This is a genomic window from Brevundimonas sp. (assembly GCF_023259385.1).
Classification (GTDB): domain Bacteria; phylum Pseudomonadota; class Alphaproteobacteria; order Caulobacterales; family Caulobacteraceae; genus Brevundimonas.
Genome location: NZ_JAHFPF010000120.1, coordinates 1 through 10,179 on the forward strand (window position 1 = coordinate 1; position 10,179 = coordinate 10,179).

Below are 10,179 nucleotides of genomic sequence, written 5' to 3' on the forward strand. Positions count from 1 at the left end.
GGAAAAGCCGATCATGCAGCCGGGTCAGGGTGAACCGCACGGCCGCCACGGCGCCGAGGGCGGGCAAGGCGGCGTCTTCCGCCGGGGTCAGGGGACGCGCGGACTCATAGCCGGCGCGGAAGGCCTGAAGCGCCGCGGGCAGGGGCAGACCGTCGGCGTCGAAACCCCAGGCCGAGAGGGCGATGGCCAGGTCGTAGGCATAGGCGCCGGTGCAGCCGAAATAGAAGTCGATCAGGCCGCTGGGCGCGTCGCCTTCGAACAGCAGATTGTCCGGGAAATAGTCGGCATGGATAGGACCGCGCGGCAGGCCCGCGGCCGGGTCGGAACCCGCGACCACCCAGGGGGCCATCCGGTCCAGCAGGGCGCGGTCGGCGGCTCCCGCGCGGGTCAGGCTGCGCTCGAACAGGGCGCGGCGGGCGGCCGGGCCGACCGGGTCGATGCGCTCGAGCGGAAAGTCCGCGCCGGCCAGATGCAGGCGGGCCAGAAGCGCCCCGGCCTGTCTCTGATCCGCCGGCGACGGATTGCGCTTCCACGCCCCGGGCAGCCATTCGAGGAGGGCGGCGGGGCGACCGTTCAGCTCGCCGACCGTTTCTCCGTCACTGTCGATCAGGGCGCGGGCGGCGGGCAGATCCTTGTCGGCGGCGTGGGCGGTCAGGCCCAGGCAGAAGGGCAGGGACGCCGCGTCCGTGCGGTTCTCGAACAGGGTCAGGACGAAACGGCCCTGGTCCGTGTCGAGCCGGTAGTTGGTGTTCTCCACCCCTTCGGCGATGGGCGTGAGCGCGACGAGGCTCAGCCCGTAGCGACTAATGAAGGGCTCGGCGTCGGCCTCCTCGACGGGGGTGAAGACGGCCATGGTCAGGCGGGCTCGACAAGGCGCGCGGCGGCCAGGTCGGACAGGTCGGCCAACAGGCTTTCGGCCGTGGCCCAGCGTCCGGCGCCGCGCCCCCGGCGGCGCACCGCCGATCCGTCGTGCGAGACCACCTTCAAGGCGTTGCCCTCTCCCTTCAGCTCCGCGAACAGCGGATCGAGCGGACCCGAAACCAGCTGCACGCTGGCGACCAGCTTGCCGTCTTTCAGCTCGCAGCGACAGAGCTGACGCGCGCCGGCGGGCGGCAGGGCGGCGGGATCCAGCACGTCGCGGGCGATGTCGGCTTCCTCGGGCATGAGGCCGAAAGCCTCGAAGGCCAGCAGGCGGACCTTGGCCAGGGCGTCGAGGCCTTCCAGGTCGGACGACGGATCCTCCTCAGCGAAGCCGGCGGCGCGGGCTTCGGACAAGGCCTGATCGAAGGACGCGCCCTCGCCGAGACGGGCCAGCATGAAGTTGACGGTGCCGTTCAGCACGGCCTCGAAGGCGGCGACGGGGGCGTCGACGCGGGCCGCGCGCACGGCCTCGACCATGGGCACGCCGCCGCCGACGGAGGCCGACCAGAGCAGCGTCGCGCCATTGGCCTCGGCCAGGGCCAGCAGCCCGGCGGGATCGACGCTGACGGCCTGTTTGTTGGCCGTAGCCACATCGACGCCGCGCGACAGGGCGGCGCGGATCACCGCATGACCGGCGGCGGCTTCGGACAGGGCTTCCAGGACGATGTCCGGATCGCGCGCCAGCAGGGCGTCGGGACTTGAGACCAGCAGGGGGGCGAGGCGGGCGTCCGTGGCGCCGGGCACGTCGCGCGGTTTGGACGGATCGCGGACCAGCACGCCGACCACGTCCAGGCGCGGATCGACCAGCAGGCGGGCCAGGGCGCCGCCGCCGACCACGCCGCAGCCGGCGACGGCCACGCGCAGGCGGCGATGCGGTGGGGTGACGCGAGGCGGGGCGCCGACCGCGCCGACGACCGTGCGATGGCCGTCCAGATAGTTGCGTACCTCGACCTTCAGGCGGCGCGCCTCGGCGAGGTCCAGCGCATCGGGCTGGACCAGGCCGCCGCCCAGCGCCTTGTCCTCGGCCCAGCTGGCCTGATCGTAGCGGCGGGCGTCGGCATGGACGTTGGGATCGCGGTCGTAGAGCCCGTCCACGTCCTTCACCAGCTGGACGCTGTCGAGCTCCAGTTCGGCGGCGAGGAAGAGGGCGGTCAGGTCCGACCCGCCGCGGCCCAGAAGGACCACGTCGCCGGCGGGCGACAGGGCGCCGAACCCGGGGACGACCACGACTTCATGCTTCAGCAGGGCGCGGTCGAGGGCGGCGCGGTCCAGCGACACCGGACGGGCATGCTCGCACGGCCCCTCGGCGACCAGGCCGAGCTCGCGGACAGACAGGGTGACGGCGCTGAGGCCGACCCGGTCGCAGGCCAGGGCGACGAGGGCGGCGGACCGCTCCTCGCCCTGCACGACATAGGCCGGAAGGATGCTGTTGTCGTGGGCCAGGCCGAGGGCGCGGGCTTCCGACAGAAGGAGGTCCGTCTGTCCGGCGAGGGCCGAGACGACCGCCACCACCCGGCGACCGCGTCGGACCTCGGCGTAGATGTCGGAGGCGACCTTGGGCGCGTCGGCGGGATCGACCAGCACGGAGCTGCCGAACTTCATGACGACGACCTCGGGCGCGGCCAGGGCGGACGGGGCGACGGGCGGGCGGTCGAGGAGGGCGAGCTGGGCGGACATGGGAGGGGTCTTTCGAGGAGATGGGGGAGAAAAGAAAAACCCCGCCCGGAGCGATCCGGGCGGGGTTGGGTTTTGCGTTCCTGAGCTTCGGTGCGCGCTAACCTGTCCCCGCCGGAGGCGTGGTGGTGGTCATACCGGTCATGCCAATGACGCGCACGGTCGCGCCGCCGCACGAGGCGGTCGAGGCGATGGCGGTGCGGGCGTCGAGGCGGTTCACGGCGGACCTGCTCAGTTCAAGTTCGGGAGAAGGCTGACGGACAAGAGCGGGGTCCGTCAAGTGAAAGGTGAAAAATTGCGCCGTCGCCCCGGATTTGCGGCGGCGAAGGCACGGTTTCTTCCTCAGGCCCAGTGCATCTGGACGCGATGGGCGGCGGCCCAGTGGATCGCCCGGATGCCGTCGATCACCGCATTGGCGGCGTCGCGGGTGCCCAGGGTCCCGCCCAGGTCGGCGGTGACCGCGCCGGCCGACAGCACGGCGGCGCAGGCGGCCTCGATGGAGCCGGCCTCGTCCTCCAGCCCCAGGCTGTGACGCAGCAGCAGGGCGGCCGACAGGATGGTCCCGACCGGGTTGGCCTTGTCCTGACCGGCGATATCGGGCGCCGAGCCATGGATGGGCTCGAACAGGCCCGGGCCGCCCGAGCCCAGCGAGGCCGACGGCAGCAGGCCGATGGACCCGCCCAGCACCGAGATTTCGTCCGACAGGATGTCGCCGAACATGTTCTCGGTCAGGATGACGTCGTACTCGCGCGGCTTGCGGATCAGGTGCATGGCCATGGAGTCGACCAGGGCGTGCTCCAGCTCGATGCGCGGGAATTCCTCGGCATGGATGCGGGTCACGACCTCGCGCCACAGGCGGCTGGTCTCCATGACGTTGGCCTTGTCGACCGAGGTCACCTTGCCGCGCCGCTGCTGGGCGGTCTGGAAGGCGGCGCGGGCGACGCGCTCGACCTCGCCGACGGTGTATTCGCACAGGTCGGTGGCGCGGTCGGCGGTGCGGGTCTTCTCTCCGAAATAGATGCCGCCGGTCAGCTCGCGGAAGACGATCAGGTCGACGCCCTCGACGATCTCCTTCTTCAGCGGCGAACGGTGGGCCAGCACCGGCGAGACCTGCAGAGGACGCAGGTTGGCGTACAGGCCCATGGCCTTGCGCAGGCCCAGCAGTCCTTCTTCCGGACGGCGCTTGCCGCCGTCCCACTGCGGTCCGCCCACGGCGCCGAGCAGCACCGCATCGGCGGCCAGGCAGGCGTCGACGGTTTCCTGGGGCAGGGGATCGCCGACGGCGTCGATGCCGGCCCCGCCGATCAGGTGTTCATGGAAGCGGAACTCATGGCCATAGAAGTCGCCGATGACCGTCAGCACGGCCTTCGCCGCATGGGTCACTTCGGGGCCGACGCCGTCGCCGGGCAGGACGACGATGTCATAGGTCTTGGGGGAGGGCATCAGACGGCTTCTTTCTGGCGTTCAAAGGCTTCGATGGCGGGCATGCGGGCTTGCAGCCAGCCGAGGGTGTCGACCCCGTCGAGCAGGCACTGGCGGGCGAAACTCTCGACGGCGAATGCGACAGGCTGTGCATTGCCGCGCTGGATCGTCGAGGTTTCCAGGTCGATGGTGATCGGCTGGTCGGGATGGGCGGCGAGGTCGTCCCAGGTGGCCTGATCGACGACGATGGGCAGGAAGCCGTTCTTCAGGGCGTTGGACGTGAAGATGTCGGCGATCTCCGTCGAGACCACGGCCCGAAAGCCGTAGTCCATCAGGGCCCATGGGGCGTGTTCGCGTGAGGAGCCGCAGGCGAAATTCCTGCCCGCCAGCAGGATGCGGCGCTCGGTCGGGTCGATGCGGTTCAGCACCGCCTCGGGCTTGGGCGACCCGTCGGCCTCGTAGCGCCAGTCGTAGAAGGCCCAGGCCCCCAGGCCTTCGCGGCTGGTGGTGCTCAGGAAACGACCCGGGATGATCTGGTCGGTGTCGATATTCGACTGCGACAGGACCACGGCTTTCGACGTCAGGGTCTTGAAGGGCTCAGGCATTCTGGACTCCTACCGCCTCGCGCGCGGCGCTTGGCTGCTTGAGGAGGGCGGTCTCCGTCAGAAACACGCGCGGGTCGGTCAGCACGCCCATGATGGCGGTCGCCGCGGCGGTCGCGGGGCTGGCCAGGATGGTGCGCGAGCCGGGCCCCTGACGGCCCTCGAAATTGCGGTTGGAGGTCGAGACCGCCAGCTGACCCGGCGCGACCATGTCGCCGTTCATGGCCAGGCACATGGAGCATCCCGGGATGCGCCATTCGGCCCCGGCGTCGGTGAAGACGGTGTGCAGCCCTTCCGCCTCGGCGTCGCGGCGCACGGCCTCGGAGCCGGGGACCACCAGCATGCGCAGGCCCGGCTTCACCTTGCGGCCGCGCAGCACCTCGGCGGCGGCGCGCAGGTCGGGCAGGCGGCCGTTGGTGCAACTGCCGATGAAGACCACATCGACCGGATGGGCCGTCGTCGCCTCGCCGGCGGTGAAGCCCATATAGGCCAGCGCCTTCTCGCCGGAGGCGTCGCGCGGGGCGGGGACGGGTTCGCCGATGGCGGAGCCGGCGTCCGGCGTCGTGCCCCAGGTGGCCATGGGCCGGATGGCGGCGCCGTCGATGTGGACCTCGGCGTCGAAAGCCGCGCCCTCGTCGGAGGCCAGCGCCAGCCAGTCGGCGACGGCGCGGTCCCAGGCGGGGCCGGAAGGTGCGTGCTGACGGCCCTTCAGCCAGTCGACGGTGGTCTGGTCGGGGGCGATCATGCCGGCGCGGGCGCCCGCCTCGATCGACATGTTGCAGACGGTCATCCGCCCTTCCATGTCCAGAGACCGGATGGCCTCGCCGGCGTACTCGACCACGAAGCCGGTGCCGCCGCCGAAGCCCAGGCGGGCGATAATCGCCAGCGCCACGTCCTTGCCGGAGACGCCCGGTTGCAGTCGGCCATCGACGGTGACGCGCATGGTTCGGGCCTTCCGCTGCAGCAGGCACTGGGTGGCCAGCACATGGCCGACCTCGGAGGTGCCGATGCCGAAGGCCAGGGCCCCGAAGGCGCCGTGGGTGGCGGTGTGGCTGTCGCCGCAGACGACAGTCATGCCCGGCTGGGTCAGCCCCAGCTCAGGCCCCATGACGTGCACCACGCCACGGTCCGCCGAGTCCCAGCCCGCCAGCGAGACGCCGTGGCGCTCGCAATTGGCCTCCAGCGTCTCGACCTGGGTCTTGGACGCCGGGGTATAATAGGGCCGCTCTCCGCTAACATCGGCGGGCAGGGTGGGGGTGGAGTGGTCCAGGGTGGCGAAGGTGCGGTCCGGACGACGGACCTTCAGGCCCCGGCTCTCGATCTCGGAGAAGGCCTGGGGGCTGGTGACCTCATGGACCAGATGCAGGTCGATGTAGAGCACCGCCGGGGCGTCAAGCGTTTCCGCCTGGACGACGTGGCGGTTCCACACCTTCTCGAACAGGGTCTCAGGCATATTCGGGCTCCGCGCGGGCGGGGCTGGGAGAGGGGGCCGCGATGGGTTCCAGCCAGCCGTGGCGGTCCAGGGTCGCGCCGGTGAACAGGCCGCGGAAGACGGCGTTGACGGCCTTGGTCACCGGGCCCGGGCCGGCGGCGCGGGTGGGGATGCCGTCGACCGAGCGCACCGGGGTGATCTCGGCGGCGGTGCCGGTCATGAATATCTCGTCGGCGACGTACAGGGCCTCGCGCGGCAGGATCTGCTCGCGGGTCTCATAGCCCAGGCCGCGCGCCAGCTTCAGCACGCTGTCGCGGGTGATGCCCATCAGGATGGAGGCGGCGGCGGGCGGGGTGATGATCTCACCGTCCTTGACGATGAACAGGTTCTCGCCGGCGCCTTCGGACAGGCGGCCGTCGGTGCCCAGGGCGATGCCTTCGCCGAAGCCGCCGACGCGGGCCTCGCGACCGATCAGGTAGGAGGACAGGTAGTTGCCGCCCGCCTTGGCGCCCGAGGGCACGGTGTTGGGGGCGATGCGCGACCAGCTGGCGACGCAGGCGTCGACGCCCTTCTCCAGCGCCTCCTCGCCCAGATAGGCTCCCCACGGGAAGGCGGCGATGGCCACGTCGACGTTCATGTTCTCGGGAGAGGGCGTCACCCCCATGCCGCATGCTCCCAGGAAGGCGATGGGGCGGATGTAGGCGGACTTGAGCCCGGTCGAACGCACGGTGGCGCGGCAGGCCTCGACCAGCTCGTCCTCGGTGAACGGCAGCTGGAAATGATACATGCGGGCGCTGTCGAACAGGCGGCGCACGTGGTCGGTCAGGCGGAAGCCGCAGGGGCCGTTCGGGGTGTCATAGACGCGGATGCCCTCGAACACCGAGGTGCCGTAGTGGAGCGCGTGGCTCATCACGTGAACCTTGGCGTCCGCCCAGGGCGTCAGTTCGCCGTTGACCCAGATATGTTCAGCCAGCGGCCGCATACGCGTACTCCTGTCGGGGGGCGGCATCCGGGCGCGAGGCCTCGATGATCGCCAGCAGTTCGTGGTCGTTGATCTCGCCGATCTCGTCGGCGCGGGCCTTGAAGCCGGCGAAGGCGGCGGCCAGGTGGGCGCCGGCGACGGGCTGGCCCAAGGCCTCCGCGCGCTTGGCCACGGCATGGCGGCCCGAGTGCTTGCCCAGCACGAACCATGTGCCTTCGAAACCGACGTCCTGGGGTCGCATGATCTCGTAGGTCGAGGGATCGGCCATCATGCCGTGCTGGTGGATGCCCGCCTCGTGGGCGAAGGCGTTCAACCCGACGATGGCCTTGTTGCGGACCACCGGCGTGTGGGTGATCTCGCTCAGCAGCCGGCTGGCGCGGACCAGGTGGGTGGCGTCCACGCCGGTGTGCAGGCCATAGCGGTCCGACCGGGTGCGGATGGCCATGACCATCTCCTCGATCGAGGCGTTGCCCGCCCGCTCGCCGATGCCGTTGATGGCGCCCTCGACCTGACGCGCGCCGGCTTCCACCGCCGCCAGCGAGTTGGCGACGGCCATGCCCAGGTCGTTGTGGCAGTGGGCCGAGAAGACCACGTTCGGATGACGGACGCGGACCGTGGCGATCAGGCGGCGATAGATCTCGGCGATCTCGCCGGGGGTGGAATAGCCGACGGTGTCGGGGATGTTCAGGGTGGTGGCTCCCGCCGCGGCGGCGGCCTCGCATACCTCGGCCAGGAACTCCGGCTCGGTGCGGATGGCGTCCTCGGGGCTGAACTCCACGTCCTCGAAGCGAGTGCGGGCGTAGGCGACCGAGCGCTCGGCGGCGGCCAGCACCTCGGCCTTCGACATCTTCAGCTTGGCCGAGCGATGGATCGGGCTGGTGCCCAGGAAGATGTGGAGACGGCGCTCCTCCGTCCCGCGCAGGGCGCGGTAGGCCGCGTCGATGTCGGCCTCGCTCGAACGGGCCAGCGAGCAGAAGACGGGGCCTTCCACCTCGCCGACCACCCGGCGCACGCCTTCCTCGTCGCCGGGCGAGGCGGCGGCGAAGCCGGCTTCGATCACATCGACATTCATCGCGGCCAGCACATGGGCCATGCGGACCTTGTCGTCCGGGTTCATCGAGAAGCCGGGCGCCTGTTCCCCGTCGCGCAGGGTGGTGTCGAAGACGACGACCTTGTTCGGATCGGCGGCGACGGCGGTTTGAACCTTGGTCATGCCGCTACCTCGGGATGGAAGGCGGCGGCTTGACCCGCGTGTTGGCCCGACGGACGGCCGTCGATGCGGGTGACGCCGAACAGCTTGTCGATCTGGCGGCCCAGGGTGCGGGTGCAGCGGGCGGCGTCGCGGCCGCGCACGGCCAGTTCGACATGACGACCGTGGCCTTCGTCGCTCAGGGTCATGCCGTCGATGTGGAAACCGCGGCGCTCGACCAGGCCGATCAGGCGCTGGAGCGAACCGTCGGCGCGGTCAATGTTCAGGTGCAGGGTTTCGGTGCTCATGGTCAGGCGCCTTCCATCATTTCGGCGTTGTTCTTTCCGGGCGGGACCAGCGGCCACACGTTCTCCCGGGGGTCGATGATCACGTGCGCGAGGCAGGGGCCGTCGGCGGCCAGCAGGCGGGCGATCCCGGCCTGAACCTCCTCGCGTCGACTAATTCGGAAGGCCTCGACGCCAAAGGCCTCGGCGACCTTCACGAAGTCCGGATTGTCGGACAGGTCGATCTCCGAGTAGTTGCCGTCGAAGAACAGCTCCTGCCACTGACGGACCAGGCCCAGCGAGCTGTTGTCCAGCAGCAGGACCTTCACCGCGACGCCGTAGCGACGCAGGGTGGCCAGCTCCTGCACGTTCATCATGAAGCCGCCGTCGCCGGCGACGACCACGACCGTGGCGTCCGGATCCGACAGCTTGGCGCCGATGCCCGCGGGCAGGCCGAAACCCATGGCGCCCAGGCCGCCCGAGGTGATGTGGGCTTCCGGCTTGGCGAACCGGCAATGCTGGGCGGCCCACATCTGGTGCTGGCCGACATCGCAGGCGGCGACGAAGTCATCGCCCGCCGCTTCGGAAATCGCTTTCAGCAGGGCGGGGGCGTAGACGCCTTCGCCGGGTGCGTCTTCGTAGCGGAAGGCGGTGCGGCGGACCCGCGTGTCGCAGCGGATCATCCACGGATCGATGGCCAGCGGCGTGCCCGACAGGTGCGCGGTCAGGGCCTCGATGCCCGGCGCGATCTCGCCCGTGACGGCGACATGGGTCTCGCGCAGCTTGCCGATCTCTGAGGCGTCGATGTCGAAATGGACGACGCGGGCGTGCGGCGCGAACTCGGCCAGCTTGCCGGTGGCGCGGTCGTCGAACCGGGCGCCGAAGACGATCAGCAGATCGGCCTCCTGAACCGCCTCGTTCGCCGCGCGCGTGCCGTGCATGCCCAGCATCCCCTGGAAGCCGGGGGCGTCGGTCGGGATCGTGCCCAGGGCGTTCAGGGTCGAGATCGACGGGATGCCGGTCTGGTTGGCGAAGGTGCGCAGCTGTTCCGTCGCCCGCCCGATCTTCACCCCGCCGCCGACGTAGATCAGCGGGCGCTCGGCGGCGCGGATCATCTCGGCGGCGCGGGCGATGGCGTCGTGGTCGATGGGGGTGACCGCGTTGGGAATGTGGAAGCCGAAGTCCTCGCTGGTCTGGCCGACCTGGACGTCCTTGGGCAGGTCGATCAGGACCGGTCCGGGACGGCCCGAGGCGGCGATGTGGAAGGCCTCCTCGACGGCGGCCGGAACATCGGCCGGGTCGCGGACAAGGATGGAATGCTTCACGATCGGCAGGGTGACGCCCAGGATGTCGATCTCCTGGAAGGCGTCGGTGCCCATGACGCCCTGGGCGACGTTGCCGGTGATGCAGACGATGGGGATGGAATCCATCATCGCATTGGCGATGCCGGTGATCAGATTGGTGGCGCCGGGGCCAGAGGTGGCCATGCAGACGCCGACCTTGCCGCTGCGCCGGGCGTAGGCGTCGGCAGCGAAGGCGGCGGCCTGCTCGTGGCGGACCAGGATGTGGCGCAGTTTCGATCCGGCCAGGGCGTCATAGACCGGCATGATGGCGCCGCCCGGATAGCCGAACACGACCTCCACCCCCAGCCGCTCCAGGGTGGAGACCAGCAG

9 protein-coding genes are annotated in these 10,179 nt (G+C 70.5%); all 9 read right to left on the reverse strand.

Annotation, left to right across the window (positions count from 1 at the left end; genetic code table 11):
* A partial coding sequence (locus tag Q0C81_RS10390; protein ID WP_291837210.1) for a homoserine kinase occupies nucleotides 1–853 on the reverse strand: 853 nt, incomplete at its 3' end.
* 2 nt (nucleotides 854–855) lie between these two features.
* Nucleotides 856–2,598, reverse strand: a complete 1,743-nt coding sequence (locus Q0C81_RS10395; protein ID WP_291837212.1) for a homoserine dehydrogenase — start codon at nucleotides 2,596–2,598, stop codon at nucleotides 856–858.
* 339 nt (nucleotides 2,599–2,937) lie between these two features.
* Nucleotides 2,938–4,038 (reverse strand): 3-isopropylmalate dehydrogenase, encoded by a 1,101-nt coding sequence (gene leuB / locus Q0C81_RS10400; protein WP_291837214.1) that lies wholly within the window; start codon nucleotides 4,036–4,038, stop codon nucleotides 2,938–2,940.
* Complete coding sequence (gene leuD / locus Q0C81_RS10405; protein ID WP_291837247.1) at nucleotides 4,038–4,622, reverse strand: 3-isopropylmalate dehydratase small subunit; 585 nt, start codon at nucleotides 4,620–4,622, stop codon at nucleotides 4,038–4,040. Before leuD ends, leuB begins: the two co-directional genes overlap by 1 nt.
* Nucleotides 4,615–6,072 (reverse strand): 3-isopropylmalate dehydratase large subunit, encoded by a 1,458-nt coding sequence (gene leuC, locus Q0C81_RS10410; protein ID WP_291837249.1) that lies wholly within the window; start codon nucleotides 6,070–6,072, stop codon nucleotides 4,615–4,617. Before leuC ends, leuD begins: the two co-directional genes overlap by 8 nt.
* The gene (locus Q0C81_RS10415; protein ID WP_291837251.1) at nucleotides 6,065–7,033 is read right to left on the reverse strand and encodes a branched-chain amino acid transaminase; all 969 of its coding nucleotides are present in this window, start codon (nucleotides 7,031–7,033) and stop codon (nucleotides 6,065–6,067) included. The genes leuC and Q0C81_RS10415 overlap by 8 nt, the downstream gene beginning before the upstream one ends.
* Nucleotides 7,017–8,246 carry a 2-isopropylmalate synthase gene (locus tag Q0C81_RS10420; protein ID WP_291837253.1) on the reverse strand — a complete coding sequence of 410 codons (1,230 nt, stop codon included), beginning with the start codon at nucleotides 8,244–8,246 and terminating at the stop codon, nucleotides 7,017–7,019. The genes Q0C81_RS10415 and Q0C81_RS10420 overlap by 17 nt, the downstream gene beginning before the upstream one ends.
* On the reverse strand, nucleotides 8,243–8,530 hold the full coding sequence (locus tag Q0C81_RS10425) for an ACT domain-containing protein (protein WP_291837255.1): 288 nt from the start codon (nucleotides 8,528–8,530) through the stop codon (nucleotides 8,243–8,245). The genes Q0C81_RS10420 and Q0C81_RS10425 overlap by 4 nt, the downstream gene beginning before the upstream one ends.
* 2 nt (nucleotides 8,531–8,532) lie before the next feature.
* Nucleotides 8,533–10,179: acetolactate synthase 2 catalytic subunit (ilvG, locus tag Q0C81_RS10430; RefSeq protein ID WP_291837257.1), on the reverse strand; the 1,647-nt coding region annotated here is incomplete at its 5' end.

Excerpts from the sequence above, each read along its gene's own strand:
- Q0C81_RS10415 (WP_291837251.1), bottom strand. The coding sequence starts at position 7,033 with ATGCGGCCGCTGGCTGAACATATCTGGGTCAACGGCGAACTGACGCCC.
- Q0C81_RS10425 (WP_291837255.1), bottom strand. The coding sequence starts at position 8,530 with ATGAGCACCGAAACCCTGCACCTGAACATTGACCGCGCCGACGGTTCG.
- Q0C81_RS10395 (WP_291837212.1), bottom strand. The coding sequence starts at position 2,598 with ATGTCCGCCCAGCTCGCCCTCCTCGACCGCCCGCCCGTCGCCCCGTCC.
- leuD (WP_291837247.1), bottom strand. The coding sequence starts at position 4,622 with ATGCCTGAGCCCTTCAAGACCCTGACGTCGAAAGCCGTGGTCCTGTCG.
- leuB (WP_291837214.1), bottom strand. The coding sequence starts at position 4,038 with ATGCCCTCCCCCAAGACCTATGACATCGTCGTCCTGCCCGGCGACGGC.
- leuC (WP_291837249.1), bottom strand. The coding sequence starts at position 6,072 with ATGCCTGAGACCCTGTTCGAGAAGGTGTGGAACCGCCACGTCGTCCAG.
- Q0C81_RS10420 (WP_291837253.1), bottom strand. The coding sequence starts at position 8,246 with ATGACCAAGGTTCAAACCGCCGTCGCCGCCGATCCGAACAAGGTCGTC.